The sequence below is a fragment of the Flavobacterium soyae genome (genome assembly GCF_021245985.1).
Classification (GTDB): Bacteria; Bacteroidota; Bacteroidia; order Flavobacteriales; family Flavobacteriaceae; genus Flavobacterium; species Flavobacterium soyae.
Genome location: NZ_JAJQXA010000001.1, coordinates 351,565 through 368,795, shown reverse-complemented (window position 1 = coordinate 368,795; position 17,231 = coordinate 351,565). Strand labels below are relative to the sequence as shown.

General features: G+C 33.3%; 14 protein-coding genes. 4 read left to right on the top strand and 10 right to left on the bottom strand.

What is annotated here, in order from left to right; all coding sequences use genetic code 11:
* Positions 1–204: 204 nt before the first annotated feature.
* Entirely contained in the window at positions 205–444 is a 240-nt protein-coding gene (locus LUU93_RS01585) for a NifU family protein (RefSeq protein ID WP_053469915.1), read from the bottom strand.
* A 67-nt stretch (positions 445–511) separates the two neighbouring features.
* The gene (locus tag LUU93_RS01580) at positions 512–1,642 is read right to left on the bottom strand and encodes an Mrp/NBP35 family ATP-binding protein (RefSeq protein WP_232677511.1); all 1,131 of its coding nucleotides are present in this window, start codon (positions 1,640–1,642) and stop codon (positions 512–514) included.
* Between the two features lie 419 nt (positions 1,643–2,061).
* Between LUU93_RS01580 and LUU93_RS01575 the strand changes: the two genes are divergently transcribed.
* The gene (locus LUU93_RS01575; protein ID WP_232677509.1) at positions 2,062–3,681 is read left to right on the top strand and encodes a L,D-transpeptidase family protein; all 1,620 of its coding nucleotides are present in this window, start codon (positions 2,062–2,064) and stop codon (positions 3,679–3,681) included.
* A gap of 63 nt (positions 3,682–3,744) precedes the next feature.
* Here LUU93_RS01575 and LUU93_RS01570 read toward each other — a convergent pair whose 3' ends face one another.
* The 3 genes from LUU93_RS01570 to LUU93_RS01560 form a co-directional block, all read right to left on the bottom strand.
* A complete protein-coding gene (locus tag LUU93_RS01570) occupies positions 3,745–6,180 on the bottom strand; it encodes an ABC transporter permease (RefSeq protein WP_232677507.1) in 2,436 nt (811 codons plus the stop codon).
* 137 nt (positions 6,181–6,317) lie between these two features.
* Positions 6,318–7,025, bottom strand: coding sequence for an ABC transporter ATP-binding protein (locus tag LUU93_RS01565; protein WP_232677500.1), 708 nt, complete (start codon positions 7,023–7,025; stop codon positions 6,318–6,320).
* A 213-nt stretch (positions 7,026–7,238) separates the two neighbouring features.
* The gene (locus tag LUU93_RS01560; protein ID WP_232677491.1) at positions 7,239–8,483 is read right to left on the bottom strand and encodes an efflux RND transporter periplasmic adaptor subunit; all 1,245 of its coding nucleotides are present in this window, start codon (positions 8,481–8,483) and stop codon (positions 7,239–7,241) included.
* A gap of 157 nt (positions 8,484–8,640) precedes the next feature.
* On the opposite strand from LUU93_RS01560, the gene LUU93_RS01555 reads away from it, so the two are divergent.
* Together LUU93_RS01555 and LUU93_RS01550 are read left to right on the top strand one after the other, a co-directional pair.
* A complete protein-coding gene (locus LUU93_RS01555) occupies positions 8,641–9,984 on the top strand; it encodes a sigma-54-dependent transcriptional regulator (RefSeq protein ID WP_232677487.1) in 1,344 nt (447 codons plus the stop codon).
* Positions 9,985–10,202: 218 nt separating this feature from the next.
* Positions 10,203–11,528, top strand: coding sequence for a sensor histidine kinase (locus LUU93_RS01550; protein ID WP_438821633.1), 1,326 nt, complete (start codon positions 10,203–10,205; stop codon positions 11,526–11,528).
* 214 nt (positions 11,529–11,742) lie between these two features.
* Here LUU93_RS01550 and LUU93_RS01545 read toward each other — a convergent pair whose 3' ends face one another.
* The 5 genes from LUU93_RS01545 to LUU93_RS01525 all read right to left on the bottom strand — a co-directional run bounded on the left by LUU93_RS01545 (position 11,743) and on the right by LUU93_RS01525 (position 16,169).
* Entirely contained in the window at positions 11,743–12,069 is a 327-nt protein-coding gene (locus LUU93_RS01545; protein ID WP_232677468.1) for an MGMT family protein, read from the bottom strand.
* A 209-nt stretch (positions 12,070–12,278) separates the two neighbouring features.
* Complete coding sequence (locus LUU93_RS01540) at positions 12,279–12,917, bottom strand: LysE family transporter (protein WP_232677466.1); 639 nt, start codon at positions 12,915–12,917, stop codon at positions 12,279–12,281.
* Positions 12,918–12,958: 41 nt separating this feature from the next.
* Complete coding sequence (trmB, locus tag LUU93_RS01535) at positions 12,959–13,636, bottom strand: tRNA (guanosine(46)-N7)-methyltransferase TrmB (protein WP_232677457.1); 678 nt, start codon at positions 13,634–13,636, stop codon at positions 12,959–12,961.
* Between the two features lie 399 nt (positions 13,637–14,035).
* The gene (locus LUU93_RS01530) at positions 14,036–15,418 is read right to left on the bottom strand and encodes an ammonium transporter (protein WP_232677448.1); all 1,383 of its coding nucleotides are present in this window, start codon (positions 15,416–15,418) and stop codon (positions 14,036–14,038) included.
* A 262-nt stretch (positions 15,419–15,680) separates the two neighbouring features.
* Complete coding sequence (locus tag LUU93_RS01525) at positions 15,681–16,169, bottom strand: nuclear transport factor 2 family protein (RefSeq protein ID WP_232677443.1); 489 nt, start codon at positions 16,167–16,169, stop codon at positions 15,681–15,683.
* Positions 16,170–16,436: 267 nt separating this feature from the next.
* Here LUU93_RS01525 and LUU93_RS01520 point away from each other — a divergent pair, with 267 nt between their 5' ends.
* Positions 16,437–17,114, top strand: coding sequence for a hypothetical protein (locus LUU93_RS01520; RefSeq protein ID WP_232677433.1), 678 nt, complete (start codon positions 16,437–16,439; stop codon positions 17,112–17,114).
* Positions 17,115–17,231: the final 117 nt, after the last annotated feature.

The window sequence follows — 17,231 nt, the reverse complement described above, 5'->3', positions numbered from 1 at the left end:
ATTAAGGGTTATGTCACAAATTTAAGTTAAAAATGCAACAAATAGTTAACTAAAACTCTTAAATCTTTACATTGTTTTTTATGAAATCCTCAAAAAACAGCAATAATAAAGCTGATTTATTGATATTTTACAAACATTAACACTTAAAGCCTATTATTCTTGTTAATTCAGTAAAACAAAACAGGACGATAAATATCCTTTTTATTACATAATATTTACCACAGTCTCAATTTGCGGTGCATATTTTTTTATAGTTGTTTCTACTCCGGCTTTAAGTGTCATTTGATTTACGCTGCAGCTTATGCAAGCACCCTCAAGACGAACTTTTACATGTTTATCGTCATCTATAGAGATTAGCGAAATATCTCCGCCGTCAGACTTTAAGAATGGCCTGATTTCGTCTAAGGCCAATAAAACATTATTTGTTAATTCTTCTGTTGTCATAATTAATGTGTCAATTGTGAAAATGTGTCAATTAGATAATTATCTAATTGTCGTATTATCTCATTATCTAGTTCTTTTTTACTGCAGAACATCCTGCCATGGTTGTAATTTTAATTGCTTCAGTAGCAGGAAGGCTTTCGTTTCTGTTTACTACTTCCTGAACTACGTTTCTGGTGATTTCTTCAAAAACGGCTTCAATAGGTGATGCTGTCTGCAAAGCAGCAGGACGTCCGTAATCGCCTGCTTCACGAATAGACTGTACAATTGGAACTTCTCCTAAAAACGGAACATTTAAATCTGCAGCAAGATTTTTTGCTCCTTCTTGTCCAAAGATATAATATTTATTATTTGGCAGTTCTTCAGGCGTAAAATAAGCCATGTTTTCGATGATTCCCAAAACAGGAACATTAATATTATCCTGCATAAACATCGAAACTCCTTTTTTAGCATCGGCAAGAGCCACAGCCTGTGGTGTACTTACTACAACAGCTCCCGTAATTGGTAAAGACTGCATGATAGAAAGGTGAATATCTCCGGTTCCCGGAGGTAAATCAAGAAGCATAAAATCTAATTCTCCCCAGTCTGCATCAAAAATCATCTGGTTTAATGCTTTTGCAGCCATTGGTCCTCTCCAGATTACTGCCTGGCTTGGTGCTGTAAAAAATCCAATAGAAAGCATTTTAATTTCATAACTTTCGATTGGTTTCATTTTCGATTTTCCGTCAATTGTAATTGAAACCGGTTTTTCATTTTCAACATCAAACATAATCGGCATCGAAGGACCGTAAATATCGGCATCTAAAACTCCAACTTTAAAACCCATTTTTGCAAGCGTAACGGCAAGATTTGCAGTAACAGTCGATTTTCCAACTCCTCCTTTTCCGGAAGCAACGGCGATAATATTTTTGATTCCCGGAATTGCACGACCTTTAATTTCGACTTTTTCAGGAGTTTCTACTTTAATATTTACTTTAATTTTTGCATCAGCAGATATTAATTCGTGAATCGTTTTTTTAATATCATCCTCAGCCCTTTTTTTGATATGCATGGCTGGCGTGTGCAATACTAAATCGACTACAACTTCGTCGCCAAAAGTAAGTACGTTAGCAACCGCACCGCTTTCGACCATATTTTTTCCTTCTCCCGCTATAGTGATTGTTTCTAAAGCTTTAAGAATTTCTTTTCTATCTAATTTCATTTTATTGTACTATTATGTATGGAAAGAAATCGATTTAAAATTCTATATTAATTTAAACTGATTTCAGACTGCAAAGATAACAGATTAAGTTCGGATTTGAACTTTTTTAAATTGTATTTATTGATATTGAGATTAGTCAAAATGATGAATACAAAATTTTAAAAGTATCGAAATAAGATTGAGATGTTTTGAAATCTTTTTTTGTTATGATTTTTTTAAAATAAGATTTGTTTAAAAATGTATGAAATTTATGATAATAAATATAAGAATTGTCGATTATCTTGATTAAATTTGAGTGCCTTAAATCTAAGATTTCCAAACAGTACAAAAAAGTATGAAAACTTATTTTTGGAGCTTCTTTATGAGTTTTCGATATTTTTTGAAACGATTTTTATTTTAAAAATTTAAACTTTAAAAATATGCGAAATTTTACTTCCCTTTCTGTAATTATTGCTTGTAGCTTTTTAATGTTTTCTATTAATGCGGCAAGCCATACTCCGAACATTAAAAATGAAAATTCAAAACTTGAAAACGTTTTTAAATTTAAAAACAAGTTTGTTTTAGGTACAATTGATGCCGCTTCAATAAACAGCTTTTATGCGAAGTACCCCAAGCTGAAAAAATATCAAAAAGATGTAGAAGATCTTTATAAAAAGAAAGATTATAATACGATTTGGTATGATGATAAAAGTGTCAGCGAATTTGGGGCTTTATTATATCATAAAGTAAGTCTGTTGGAAGAACAAGGCATAGACGCCGAAATGCCTTATATGAACTTGGTCGATGATGTTTTTAATGAAAATGTTTCTAATAAACTTCCACAGATTGATATAGAACTGCTGTTGTCTAATATGTATGTATTTTATGCAAGTAATGTATATTCTGGCGTAGATGCACAGACTTTGAAAAAAATTGGCTGGTATCTTCCAACCAAAACAATTTCGTATGATCGAATTTTAGACTCCTTAATGGGTGATCCAAGTCGATTGAATAAGGATGAAAACCTTCTTTTCAGCCAATATTATAAACTTCAGGATGTATTACAAAGATATCGAAATATTGAAAAAAAGGGCCTTTGGAAAAAAATAGCGATTGACGAAGCAAATTTCAAAGAGTTAAAACCTCTTGACAGCGGAAAAGTTATCCAGCAAATAAGAGAACGTTTGTTTGTGGTTGGCGATTTAAAAGAAGATTCTAAAAGCCAATATTATGATCAGGAAATGATGGACGCCGTTTTAAAATACAAAAAACGATACGGACTTAAACTGAATTATACTTTTACAAAAGAACAAATCGACCAGATGAACGAACCAATTGGAAACCGAATCCGCACTATTATGCTGAATATGGAGCGCTGCAGATGGATTCCAACAAAACTGGCAAAAGCTGATGAATATGTAATGGTAAATATTCCGTCGTTTAGATTGGTTTATGTAAAGAATGGAAAATATGATTTGGTGTCTGATGTTTTTGTAGGGACACGTATGACCGAAACGGTGATTTTTAGCGGTAATATCGACCGAATTGTTTTTAGCCCGTATTGGTATGTTCCAACAAGCATTATTCAAAATGAACTAAAGTTAAAAATGGCCGAGGATAAAAACTATCTCGCAGATCATAATATGGAATGGAATGGAGGCCATGTAAGACAAAAACCAGGCCCGGAAAATTCTTTGGGATTAGTCAAGTTTTTGTTTCCAAATCCAAATGATATTTACCTGCACGACACACCTGCAAAAAGTTTATTTGAATTTGAAAAACGTATTTTCAGCCACGGCTGTATTAATGTAAAAGAAGCCAAACAACTGGCAATTGAGATCTTAAAAGATGATCCTGACTGGCCGGTTGATAAAATTAACCAGGCGATGAGTGGAGAAAAAGAAACTACTTGCATGCTCAAAAATAAAATCCCGATTTATATAGGATATTTTACCGCCTGGGTAAACGATGACGGAGAAATTGGTTTTTATCCAGATGTTTATGATCGCGATAAACGTTTAGATAAACTGCTCTATTCGGATTCTGTTGCATTAAAATAAAAACAAATCCCCGTCAAGATTCTCATATCTGACGGGGATTCTTTAAAAAAATGGTCTACAAGCTTATTCGTATTTTAAATATTTTAGAACGTCTATTTTAGTAACCTGATACGCTTTTGCCAAAACAATCAGCAAAGTAAGAACTAACAGCGAAACAAGTGCAATACTAAAAGGAACGGTGGAAACATTGATTCTGAAAGCAAAATCTTCCAGCCATTTCTGCAATAAAATATAAGCCGGAACAATACCAATTGCAAATCCTGTAAAACAGAAAATAATGTATTGTTTGGATAATTCTTTCAATAAAACATCTGTTTCTGCACCAAGCGTTTTTCTAATTGCGATTTCCTTTAATCTTCTCTCCATCGAAAATGATGCCAAAGCAAACAATCCAAAAATGGCAATTGTAATAACAACCAGATTCAGGATAAAAAATAAATCTTTTTGTTTGACTTGCTGCTCATAAGTTTTTGCAAATCCTTTGTTTACAAATTCATAATCAAAAGGATAATCAGGGTTTACATTTTTCTCCCAATATATTTTTAATTTATCTAATGTTTCAGATAAATTATTTGGAGAAACTTTTAAATAAACATTATTAAAATTGTTCCATTTTAAAGTTTTAAGATTGACAAAAACCATTGGCGGTACCTTATCCTGCAATCCAGTAATATGAAAATCTTTTACAACCCCCACGATTTTTAATTTCAAATTTCCTTGCTTTTCGTCTCCAAACCCAGATGTTATAACCGTATTTATTGGATTTTTTAGGTTTAAAGTTTTAACCAGGGTTTCATTTATCAGCATATTACTAACCGTGTCTGATGCAAATTGCGGTGACAAATCACGACCCTGAACAATTTTAATCTTCATCATTTCAAGAAAACCAAAATCCATTTCAACATTTCTGGGCTGAACCATAATACCATTATGATTAAATCCTGAACTTGAGTTTGTACTGTTTCCAAAAGTTCCGGCGAAAGTAGAGATATTTTGAACGCCAGATATTTTAAGGATTTCCTGCTTCATGGCAAGATATTTATCTGTTCTTTGTTTGCGTTCAGGATAATTAAAAGGAATTCTAATTACCTGATCACCGCTAAAACCAAGATCTTTCTTCATCATATAGTCTACCTGAGAATTTACAATCAAAGCACCAATGATAAAAAATGCAGCAATACCAAACTGAAAAATAAGCATCGAATTTCGAATCCAGATTCCGCTTTTGCTTCTGGAGAAATTACCTTTTAAAACTTTTAATGTTTCAAAATTAGAGATATAAATGGCAGGGAATATACCCGCAAGAATGATTACTAATCCAAAAATCAAAATGAGCTGCAGGTAAAATTCGCTGCCATTCATAGTCAAAGTTTTCTTCAAAAAAGTGTTGTAATAAGGCAGAGAAAGTTCTACAATTGCTAAAGCAAAAATTATAGCAAGAGCAACAATTATCGCAGTTTCAAAAATAAATTGAGAAATAATCTGACCTTTACTGGCACCTACAATTTTGCGGACACCCACTTCTTTAGCTCTTTTTATAGCCGATGCTGTTGCGAGATTAATATAATTTACTAATGATAAAACCAAGATTAAAATGGACAAACCAACCATGATATAAAGCAATTGCAAATTGCCTTTACCTTCAGGAAAATTAATTCCTTGCGAAGATTTTGTTCCATGTAAACGAGCCGTTTTTAATTGATCGATTATAACAATTGTTTCGCCATTTTCCTTAAGGAATTTTTCAACTGTCTGACCACTTTCTTTCGCATCTTTTAATGTTCTGTTGACAAAATTTACATTTTGCATTTTCTTTAAAAGAACAGCAGGATCTGTTCCTTTTTTGGCTTTTACCATAAGCCCATAATTGAAATTTCCCCAACTTGTTTTGTCACCTTCACGTCTAACACCGCCAAAAACGTAATTAGGCTCAATAGATGATGGTCTCATTAAACGATAAACAGCCTTTACAGTATAATATTTAGTGTTATAATTAATTGATTTACCAATTGGGTCTTCATCCTTAAAAAGTAATTTTGCAGCTTCTTCAGATATAGCAACGCTGCTATCTTCTTTTAAAATATTGGTTTTAGCACCTTGTATAATCGGAAACGGAAAAACATCAAAAAAACCATTATCAGCAACTGTGATTTTATCAGCCATTAATTTTTTATTCCCGTATTTTATTGGCGCGTTGTCATACCAGGTATTGTTAAAAAAACAAATAGATTCAATTTCAGGAATTGTAGCTTTACAGGTTTCTCCAAAGGGTATTGAATTTGATGCCCATGTATTGCCAGTCATTCCAATTTTGTTTAGAACCTGATACGTGTTTTCCTTTTCAGGATTCCATTGATCGTAAGCGTGTTCATTATTCCAGTATAAAATGGCAAAAATCACGCTGGCAGCCCCAATGCTTAATCCTAAAACATTTAAAAGCGAAAACAATTTGCTTTGCCTTAAATGATAAATAAATATTTTAAACCAGTTAAAAATCATGGTATAAGTTTTATAATTACGTTAGTTATTTTTTGGTCTAAAGGCTGGTTTTGCCTTTTATAGAAGAGTAAAAATTTTGCAAACAAATCCCACCAGAACTAAGATTGCAGTAATAACAAATTTTATCATTTTTTCGATTATTTAGCGTCCATAAAAACATCAACATTTCTCTGATTTAGTTTTTCAGAGAATATAACACCGTCTTTCATATGAATCGTTCTTTGCGAAAAAGAAGCATCATAATCAGAGTGGGTAACCATCAAAATTGTAGCACCTTTAGCATGTAAATCAGTTAAAAGTTCCATTACCTCATTACCGTTTTTACTGTCCAGATTTCCTGTTGGCTCATCGGCCAGAATAATTTTCGGATCATTAACCAAAGCTCTTGCAACCGCAACCCTTTGCTGCTGACCTCCCGAAAGCTGCTGCGGAAAATGCTTCAATCGGTGCGAAATATTTAATTTCTCAGCAATAGCCTCAATTTTTTGTTTTCTGTCTGATGCTTTTACATTGTTATAAAGCAAAGGCAGTTCGATATTATCATAAACTGAAAGCTCATCGATCAAGTTGAAGTTTTGAAAAATAAAACCAATGTTTTCTTTACGAACAGCAGCTCTTCCTTTCTCTTTTAAGTTAATCATTTCCTGATTCAGCAATTTGTAACTCCCGTCAGTAGCGCTGTCTAAAAGTCCGATAATATTTAGTAAAGTAGATTTCCCACAACCGGAAGGCCCCATAATCGTTAAAAAATCTCCTTTTTTAATTTCTACATTAATACCGCTTAAAGCAGCAGTTTCAACTTCTTCGGTTCTAAATACTTTGGTTAAATTTTGTATCGTTATCATATTTTAAAGATTAGTTATTAATTAAGTTTTTTGATTGATGATTGATGTTTTTATATTTTTTGTTTCGCCACGAATTTCACGAATTTTCACGAATGAATATTTTTCGTAATGCTTATAATAATTAGTGCAAATTCGTGGCAGACTTTTTTTATTAAACCGCGACTGAACACTAAAATCTGAACACTAAAAACCTGAACACTGATTACTTAAAAATTACTGCGACTGAATCGAAAGTTCCTCAATATCCTTATAATCTGAATAAGAAGAAATAATCACAGATTCACCTTCTTTCAAACCTTCCAGAACTTCATAATACGAAGGATTTTCTCTTCCTAATTTTATATTTCTTCTTTCGGCTTTATTTCCTTTTACTACAAAAATCCATTTCCCTGCAGTTTCCTGGTTAAAGCTTCCTTTTTGTACTACCAGTATTTTGTTTTTCTCAGATAAAATCAATTTAACTCCAAAACTTAAACCGTCTTGTAAAGCAATATCTTCTTTAGAAGTAAAAGCTAATTCTACAATAAAATGCCCGTTTTTAACTTCCGGAATTACTTTAGTAACCACAACTTCAAGTGTTTTTCCTTTAAATTCAACCTGGCCTTTTAAACCTTCGCGAATTTTCTCTAAATAAAACTCATCAACATCGGCAGATAATTTATATCCTTTTTTAGAATCAATTTTCCCGATGCTTTCCCCAGCCTGAAACGTTTTTCCTAAAACAGGTTCAAAAGAAGTCAATCGGCCAGATTCTGGAGCAGTAATCAAGAAATTCTTTTTGTTATTTCTTAAAATATCCAAGCTTTTTTCCATCGTTTGAATCGAACGGTTAATTTGAGAAATCTGCAATTGATTCGATTGTTTTTCCTTTTGAATACTTTGCTGAATCGTTTTTTTACGCTCTTCCTGAAAACGAAGACTTTCCTTAAAAGTATTCCAGTCGTTTTTTGAAATCACATCTTTGGCAAACAATTTTGCATTCAAATCATATAACCTTTTGGCGTCGTTATAATCGTGTTCAATTAAAACTAAATCTTTGGTCAAATTCAATTCCTGATTTCTAATGTTTAGTTTTCCTGTATTCAAATTGTTGATCTGTTCGATAATTGCTGTTTCCTGAGTCAAATAATTCAATTCAGTATTCGGGTTGTACAAACGAGCCAGCGATTGCCCTTTTGTAACCATTACACCGTTTTCTACAAAAATCTCTTTTACAGATCCTCCTTCTGTAACGTTTACAAGCATTACATTTAACGGCTCAACTTTTGCCTGGAAAACCACAAAATCTTCAAAAAAAGCTTTTTCAACTTTATGTATCGAAAGTTCCTCTGCTTTTACATTTAAACTTCTTTTTGAATTAAAAGAAAAAAAGAGAATTGCAGCCAAAACTAAAAAAACTACAATTGCTATTGTGAGATATCTAAATTTTCTATTTTTACGAGGAATTATCGTGTCCATTTTTTAAATAATTTACTGATAATCAATAGGTAAATTCTGTGCCATAAAATTTATTTTTTGCAAAGCCCTGATTTTAAAGAGGCTTTAAAAAACATCCAAAAAAAGAGTGTTCGATAATGAACAGTTGACCGTTCAAAATCGGACGAAAAAATACAGCATGAGAAAAAAACAAGCCCAAATATTAGTTGTTGACGATCAGGAAGAAATTCTTTTTTCGGCAAAAATGATTCTCAAAAAACATTTTGAAACGATTTTTACGACAAACAGCCCTAAAAAAATCATTTCAATTTTGAGTGAAAATGAAATAAATGTTGTTTTGCTGGATATGAATTATAGAATTGGTTTTGAAGATGGACGAGAAGGAATTCATTGGCTCAAAGAAATAAAAACACTTTCACCAAACACAATTGTGATTTTGATGACCGCTTTCGGGAAAATTGATACAGCTGTTGAAGGAATAAAAATTGGCGCTTTTGATTATGTTTTAAAACCCTGGCACAACGAAAAATTACTCGAAATAATTGATAAGGCTGTCGCCGAAAGCCGAAAAAACAGCAAAAAACAAGTTGTTGAAAAAACAGAGAAACGGTATTTTGTAGGCACATCTCAAAAAATAAAACAAGCTTATTCTATTGCAGAGAAAGTAGCCAAAACAGATGCAAACGTTTTGATTTTAGGAGAAAACGGAACCGGAAAATATGTTTTTGCGGAGTTTATCCACCAAAATTCAGCCAGAAAAAAAGAACCTTTTATTCATGTAGATTTAGGCTCCTTAAGTGATAATTTATTCGAAAGCGAACTTTTTGGATACGCAAAAGGCGCTTTTACAGATGCCAAAACCGATACGCCCGGAAGATTTGAAATGGCGCAAAACGGAACCATTTTTCTGGATGAAATTGGGAATATTCCGCTTCATCTGCAATCAAAATTATTGCACGTTTTGCAGACTAAAACCGTTACACGCTTGGGAGAAAGCAAAGCAAGACCTTTAAATGTCAGAATAATTTCGGCAACAAATAACGATATCAAAGCTGAGGTAAAAAGTAAAACCTTTAGAGAAGATTTGCTTTATAGAATTAATACGATGGAAATAAATCTGCCGTCGCTTCGGGAACGAAAAGATGATATTGTTCCGATGGCTAATTTTATTTTAGAAAGTATTGCCGAAAAATACAATCAGGAAAACTGGCGTTTTGAAGAAAATGCTGCACCATATTTAGAAAAATATCCATGGAAAGGAAATGTTCGTGAAATGGAAAATAAAATTGAACGCGCTCTTATTTTAGCCGAAAACAATACCATTTCTGTAACCGATTTAGATATTCTGGATTTTGAAGAAATTCAGGAAAATGATGATAATCCATTATCTGAAATGGAAAAAACAGCAATCGAGAAAGCACTTTTTAAACATCACGGAAACATCTCAAAAACTGCCGAAGAATTAGGATTATCAAGAGCCGCTTTGTACAGGAGGATTGAAAAATACGATTTAAAAAACTAAGATAATTTATGCCACAGATTAAAAGGATTAAAAAGATTTTTTTATCTGCTTAAATCTGTAGAATCTGCGTGAAACTAAAATAATTAGGACCACAGATTTCACGGATTAAAATGATTTTCCTCTTGTATTTGAAATTTAGTTTCACACAGATTTGAAAAAAAATCTTTTTAATCCTTTTAATCTGTGGCAAAAAATAATCTGTGGCTAAAAAACATTAAATGAAAAACTGGAAATTTTATAACGCCTTGTTCGTAAGAGTCTTGTTTGTCATGATTCTCTTTTTTATTTGCGTTTTTTTAATCTATAAAATGTTCTATTACAACGCACTTTTAGTTGGCTTTTTTGCTTTTATATTCTTAGCCGAAATGTATTTTTATGTAAAAAATGAACTCCAGTTTTACGACAGAACACTGCTTTCGATTCTTCAGAATGATTTTTCTACCAATTTTCCCGAAGAGAATAAAAAAGACAATTTTAAAAACCTCTATCTTTTATATGAAAATTTAAAAGTGCAGCAGCAAGAACAGACATCAAAAGAAATGATTTACCGTTCGCTTTTAAATAATATTGACACCGCAGCGTTAATCCTTGAAAGAGAAAACGAAGATTGGGATATATTTTTGATGAATGACTGTTTCTCTGATTTATTTAAAGTTCCAAAAGTAAGCCATTGGAAATATCTTAAAAATTACCTGCCATCACTTTGTAATGAAATTGAAAAAACAGATTTCAGCGAATTAAAATCGGCAATTTCGATTAAAATAGAAGAGGAGGATCTGCAGACTTTTATGCTGCAGACTTCCCGAACACAAACATATAACAAAGAATATTTTATTATTTTGTTAGACAGTATCCAGCGTGTTATTGAGAAAAAAGAAAAAGAAGCGTGGATTAATTTGATGAAAATTATTTCGCATGAATTAATGAATTCCTTGACGCCAATTCGTGCGCTTTCGCAGAATTTACTCCATATTGTCGATCAGGAAAGTTTAGAAGAAGACGATTTTGACGACATTAAAAGCAGTATTTCGACTATAATAAATCGAAGCGATCATTTGCAGGTTTTTGTAGAGAATTACCGTAAACTCGCCATGCTGCCAACGCCGACGAAACAAATGACGCCAATAAATGCTCTTTTCGAAGACTGCCTCCGAATTATGAGTCCGATTTTGAAAGCAGAAAGTATCGAATTGATAAACGATATTCACAGTTCACGTTCTATTATGATTGATAAAAACCAAATGGAACAGGTAATTATTAATTTGATTACCAATAGTGTTTATGCTTTAAAAGAGAAAAACGAAAAGAAAATGTATGTTTCGAGTTACACCGAAAACAATCGCTTTTTCATTTCAATTTCGGATAACGGAAAAGGAATCGATCCAGAAATTCAGGACAAAATATTCCTTCCTTTCTTCACCACCAGAAAAGACGGCGCCGGAATTGGACTTACGCTTTCTAAAAACATTATCGAAGCGCACGGCGGCTACTTAAGCTACCAAACCGATGAAGATAAAACAAGTTTTGTAATCTGCTTGATTTAAAATGAACCATATAAGTTATATAAGTTCATTTAAAAAGTATTAGTATTCAATTTTGAAAAAGTTTCATTCGGGTCTCCTGCAAGGTTTCCAAAACCTTGTAGGTATTTTTATAGTTACCAATTATAGATTATTTGAAAGAATTTATGCCTGCAAGGTTTTTAAAACCTTGCAGGAAGCTCTAAAATGAACTTATATAACTTATATGGTGAAACATTTAATACTGTACTTCAGGTTTCCAAAAGTGTTTTTCGAAATCGACGATTTGATTGTTTACTACTTTAATCCCTTCGTTTTCTAAAAGCTGCTGCATTAAATTAGTTCCGTCAAAATGATGTTTTCCAGTTAAAAGCCCTTTTTGATTTACAACCCTGTGTGCCGGAACGTCATCCATATTATGGCATGCATTCATTGCCCAGCCCACCATTCGTGCTGAACGTGCAGTTCCTAAAGCCTTTGCAATTGCTCCATAAGAAGTTACTCTTCCAAACGGAATTTGTCTGGCAACGATATAAACTCTTTCGAAAAAATTTTCCTCAGCCATAATTATTTTTTTTGCCACAGATTATACGGATTACAAGGATTTTTTACTTTCTCTATAAAATTTAAGTTTCCCGCAGATTTTGGAGATTTAAACAGATTAATATTAAATAAAAAAATCCTTTTAGATATGCTAAATAAATCCGTGTAAAACATTTAACCACAAAGTAAAAAAATCATTTTAATCCGTATAATCTGTGGCCTATAAAATTTTTACCCGAAATAATAATTCAAAATATTAAAAAGCGTTACAATGGCAACTAACCCTGTAATACTTCCAATAATAGTATTCATGTTTCGCATTAAGTAATCGGTTTTCTTTTCTATCTTTCCAAAGAAAGCGATATAACTGTACAAAACAGCAAACGAACCCAAAACAGATCCTAAAACAAAAGTGAAAATAATGCTGTTTTCAAATACAAAAAGATTGTAAGACGCCAAAGTTACACTTACTACAACATAATACGGAATGGGAAAAAAGTTTAGTGCAGAAAGCAGGATTCCCAAGAAGAAACGACTTTTTTTACTACTCTTTTTAATCTTCGATTTCTTTTTGGTTTTTGGCTCTTTGGCAATAAACAAAAAGTATATTGTTAAAATCGAAAAAATAACAAAACCTATTTCACGTAACAAAGTAACAACATCTGGACGATTGTCGATTACCTGTGCAAATAAAACCGCAACATAAACCTGACAAAAAATCACCAAAACTGCACCGATAACAAACCATAAAGCATTCTTTTTTCCTTCTTTAAGGTTTGTTTTGGCTGCCGTCATATTGATTAATCCCGGCGGAATAATACCAATTGCAGCGGCAATAAAGCCTGAAAGTAATGGAGTAAGATATACCATTCAGTTGTTTAAGCGATTAAAAGATGTTTTTCAAAATTAAATTAGTCTTTAATTTTAAAACGAATATACGTAATTGCCTTGTTAATTTCTAAATATTGTTTTTCATAAAATGTTTGAAAAGCAGTAACTTCCTCCGGGCTTCCTTCATTTCTGTATACATTATGGTTGGCATACAAAACTTCATGGCCTTCTCCGTGAAGCAGTCCAAGCGTATAACCGTGCATAAATTCGCTGTCGGTTTTAAGGTTTACGACACCGTCTTTTTTAAGGATTTTTTTATACAATTTCAAGAACTCAGAATTCGTCATTCTGTGTTTTGTTCTTTTGTATTTTATCTGCGGATCCGGAAAAGTAATCCAGATTTCATCCACTTCATTTTCATCAAAAATATGATTGATAAGTTCGATTTGAGTACGAACAAAAGCAACATTATGAAGACCGGTTTCCACGGCAGTTTTAGCACCACGCCAGAAACGAGCACCTTTAATGTCAATTCCGATAAAATTTTTGTTGGGATATTTTTCTGCTAATCCAACTGAGTATTCACCTTTTCCACATCCTAATTCTAAAACCAGAGGATTATCATTTTTAAAGAAATCCGAATTCCATTTTCCTCTCAAAGGCATTAAATTGCCTACAACTTCTTCTCTTGTTGGTTGAAAAACGTTTTGAAATGTTTCGTTTTCTCTGAATCTTTTTAGTTTATTTTTACTTCCCACTTTTTACAAAAATTTTCAGCAAAATTAAGCAATATAAACGAATGAAAATAGTGCAATTGGGTTTTAAAGTTTTTTGCCACAGATTTTAAGGATTAAAAAGATTTTTCTAAACATTAATCTGTGTTGTCCCGTAGGGACAACTTCAAGATGCAGATTATTTGTTTTTACCAATATTCAATCTCTACGAGATACTTCTTAGTCGTGAAATATTGTTTTAAATATACTCCGTTAGGAGTAAAATATCGGTAGAAAAAAAATGGATATCGATAAAAATGTCCCCTAGGGACTATATGTTTTTAAATTGTTTGCCACGAATTACTAATTTCCACGAATTAATTTAATCGGTATGAGTGAAAAAGATTCGTGGAAATTCGTGTAATTTGTGGTAAAACTTTATTTTCAACCGTAATGCGGTTCTGTAATTGGTTTTAATTTTGGATCTAATGTTTCGTCGTGCTGCGATAAATCCAATCCGATATGTTCGTTTTCTTCAGAAACACGAAGCGGAATAATGAAATTTGTTACTTTAAATAAGAAATAAGCTCCGAAGAAAGTAAAGATTGAAACCAGAACTAAGGCAATCATATGATGTGCAAATACATTCCAGCCTCCGTGTAATAAACTTGCATTTTCACCATGCGCAAAAATTGCGGTTAAAATCATCCCCATAATTCCTCCAACACCGTGACAGGCAAAAACATCAAGAGTATCATCAAATCTTTTTGATAAACGGCAATTTACAACAGAGTTTGAAACCAAAGCCGTAATGAATCCAAAGAACATACTTTCAGGAACTGAAACAAATCCTGCGGCTGGAGTAATCGCTACCAAACCTACAACGGCTCCGATACAAGCCCCAAGAGCAGAAACTTTTCTTCCGTTCATTCTATCGAAGAAAACCCAGGTTAACATGGCTGCCGCCGATGATGTTGTAGTCGTTGCAAAAGCCATAGCAGCAGTTCCGTTGGCTGCAAGCGCAGAACCAGCGTTGAATCCAAACCAGCCAAACCATAACATTCCCGTTCCTAATAATACAAACGGAATATTGGTTGGAATATGCTGACTGTTTTTTCTTTTTCCTAAAACCAAAACTCCCGCTAAAGCTGCAAAACCAGAACTCATATGAACTACGGTTCCTCCAGCGAAATCTTTAACTCCAAAATAACTTCCTAAAATACCTGTAGGATACCAAACCGAATGGCACAAAGGCGCATAAATAAAAATGGTAAACAAACTGATGAAAAGTAAATACGATATAAAACGAACACGTTCTGCAAACGAACCCGTAATAATTGCAGGAGCGATAATGGCAAACTTCATTTGGAACAATGCAAACAACATAAACGGAATTGTATTCGCTAATTGCTTATGAGGCAAGATGTTTACATAATCCATAAAAGCAAAAGTGGCTGGATTTCCGAAAAAACTATAAAAGTGATCTCCAGAACCAAAACCTACAGGTTCTCCAAATGCAAGACTAAAAGCCACAACAACCCATAAAAGTGTAACAACACCAAGACAGATAAAACTTTGCAGCATTGTCGAAATCACATTTTTGCGGCCTACCATTCCGCCATAAAAGAAAGACAATCCTGGTGTCATGATTAAAACTAGGCAACAAGAAGTCAGCATCCAGGCAACATCCGCAGGAACGATATGATCGGTTGTGTCAAATTCAGATAATACATAACTGTTTTCGGTAACAGTTGGCCAAAATGCGCCAATAATACAAACAATGCTAATAATGATAAAGGAAATGATCCAGCGCTTTTCTATTTTCATTTTTCAAATACTTTATTTAACCCTATTTTTTTTGGGGTCAAAGTTAAAAAAAATTAAATATTTAGATTTTAGGGGCTGTTAAAATAGTGGTTGTGTTTTAATTTTGGTTGAATTTGTAAAATATTGATCGCTTTTTTAATAGTTTTTCATTTTATGATTCCAAAACACACCTAATATTATCAATTATATTATAATTAATTTAATAGCGATGCTAATAAAGCCCTATAAAAGTTATGTTTATAAGAATAAAGCATAAAAATGTTTATTTTTTTTGAAGCTTCGCAATCAAAATATCTTCAATCGGTGCTTTTATTTTGGTTACGGCATCAACTTCATTATTCGGAATTGTCATTGATAATACATAATGCTGAATTTTCCATTCTTTCCCCACTTTTACCAAAACTCCAGAACCGCGGCAAATTTTCATTTGTGTATCCAATAATTCATCAAACCAAGCTGTTTTTCCTGATTTGTCAAAAAAGATATGACGTTCAAGCGCTTTAAAATTCCAGGTTGTCCCTTTGTCGAAAAACGGTTTTGCCCAAATTTGAAATTCTTTTTTTGTCCAGTTTTCGGTTGCATCAGTTCCTATGTAAATCGCATCATTGGCCAAAGTATTAAAATAAGCATCAAATTTTACCTCGCCGGCAGCTTTGTGCCACGCATCAAGAGTTTGATTGATTTTGTCTTTGTCGGTTTGAGCATTTGCAAAAGAAGCAACGAATAAAAGTAGTAGAATTGTTTTTTTCATGGAATATAGTATTTTATTTTAAAGGTAAGGAATTTTAAATTATGAAAGGTTTCACGCAGATTCCGCAGATTTTATATAAATTTTTATCTGCAAAAATCTGCCAAATCTGCGTGCAAAAAATTTCGCAGCTCTGCTTCTGATAACTATCGGGATCGCGAGATTAAAACGATAAAATAAACCAACCCAAAACTTAAATTATCTTACATAACTTTATATGGTTTAATCTCAAAAAGTGATTATATTTGAGTGCTTTAAAATATCCCAAATATGAATCCGAAAATCTTTATAAGTTCACTCGCTATAACCTCATTACTTTTTGTTTCCTGCAAAAAGGAATTAGAACCACAGGAAAGTACTGCAACATCTGAATTGGTAAGACTTGGACTTGCAAAAGATACAACGAAAACGCCTTCAGTAGTTCAGCAGACTCAGGCTTCACCTTCAAATCCGAATACCGTTTTAAGCGATACAAAAGGATTAAATCCGGCTCACGGACAGCCGGGACACCGCTGTGATATTGCAGTTGGAGCACCTTTAAATTCTGCGCCAACACAACAAGTGCAGCAAGTACAACAAGTTCCAGCGCAAGCAGGGCAGACAGTACAAGTAAATCCGAATCAAAAAAATGTGGTTACGACTACAGTAGCTGCGCCAGTAAAAGTTGGAAAAGGAATGAATCCATCGCACGGACAGCCGGGGCATAGATGTGATATTCCGGTTGGAGCGCCTTTAAATTCTCCGGTAGCGGCTAAAACTACTCCTGCAGCTTCGACACCACAAGGCGGAACAATGACACAAAATGTAACCGTTCCTGCAGGAAATCCAGTTCCTGCTCTATTAAGCACCGACGCAAATAAAACAGTTGCAGAAGGAATGAACCCGGCGCACGGACAACCAGGCCATCGCTGCGATATCGCCGTAGGAGCTCCGCTGCCAAAATCATAAAGAAAAGTTGCAAAGGGACAAAGATGCAAAGTGACAAGCGCAAAGAAAACTTTGAACCCTTGTCACTTTGCATCTTTGTCCCTTTTCAAAATACATAAAAAAAGACGTTTCAATCTG

Bases quoted from the DNA above. Each gene is read 5' to 3' on its own strand.
- LUU93_RS01585 (WP_053469915.1), bottom strand. From the start codon at position 444: ATGACAACAGAAGAATTAACAAATAATGTTTTATTGGCCTTAGACGAA.
- LUU93_RS01580 (WP_232677511.1), bottom strand. From the start codon at position 1,642: ATGAAATTAGATAGAAAAGAAATTCTTAAAGCTTTAGAAACAATCACT.
- LUU93_RS01575 (WP_232677509.1), top strand. From the start codon at position 2,062: ATGCGAAATTTTACTTCCCTTTCTGTAATTATTGCTTGTAGCTTTTTA.
- LUU93_RS01570 (WP_232677507.1), bottom strand. From the start codon at position 6,180: ATGATTTTTAACTGGTTTAAAATATTTATTTATCATTTAAGGCAAAGC.
- LUU93_RS01565 (WP_232677500.1), bottom strand. From the start codon at position 7,025: ATGATAACGATACAAAATTTAACCAAAGTATTTAGAACCGAAGAAGTT.
- LUU93_RS01560 (WP_232677491.1), bottom strand. From the start codon at position 8,483: ATGGACACGATAATTCCTCGTAAAAATAGAAAATTTAGATATCTCACA.
- LUU93_RS01555 (WP_232677487.1), top strand. From the start codon at position 8,641: ATGAGAAAAAAACAAGCCCAAATATTAGTTGTTGACGATCAGGAAGAA.
- LUU93_RS01550 (WP_438821633.1), top strand. From the start codon at position 10,203: ATGAAAAACTGGAAATTTTATAACGCCTTGTTCGTAAGAGTCTTGTTT.
- LUU93_RS01545 (WP_232677468.1), bottom strand. From the start codon at position 12,069: ATGGCTGAGGAAAATTTTTTCGAAAGAGTTTATATCGTTGCCAGACAA.
- LUU93_RS01540 (WP_232677466.1), bottom strand. From the start codon at position 12,917: ATGGTATATCTTACTCCATTACTTTCAGGCTTTATTGCCGCTGCAATT.
- LUU93_RS01530 (WP_232677448.1), bottom strand. From the start codon at position 15,418: ATGAAAATAGAAAAGCGCTGGATCATTTCCTTTATCATTATTAGCATT.
- LUU93_RS01525 (WP_232677443.1), bottom strand. From the start codon at position 16,169: ATGAAAAAAACAATTCTACTACTTTTATTCGTTGCTTCTTTTGCAAAT.
- LUU93_RS01520 (WP_232677433.1), top strand. From the start codon at position 16,437: ATGAATCCGAAAATCTTTATAAGTTCACTCGCTATAACCTCATTACTT.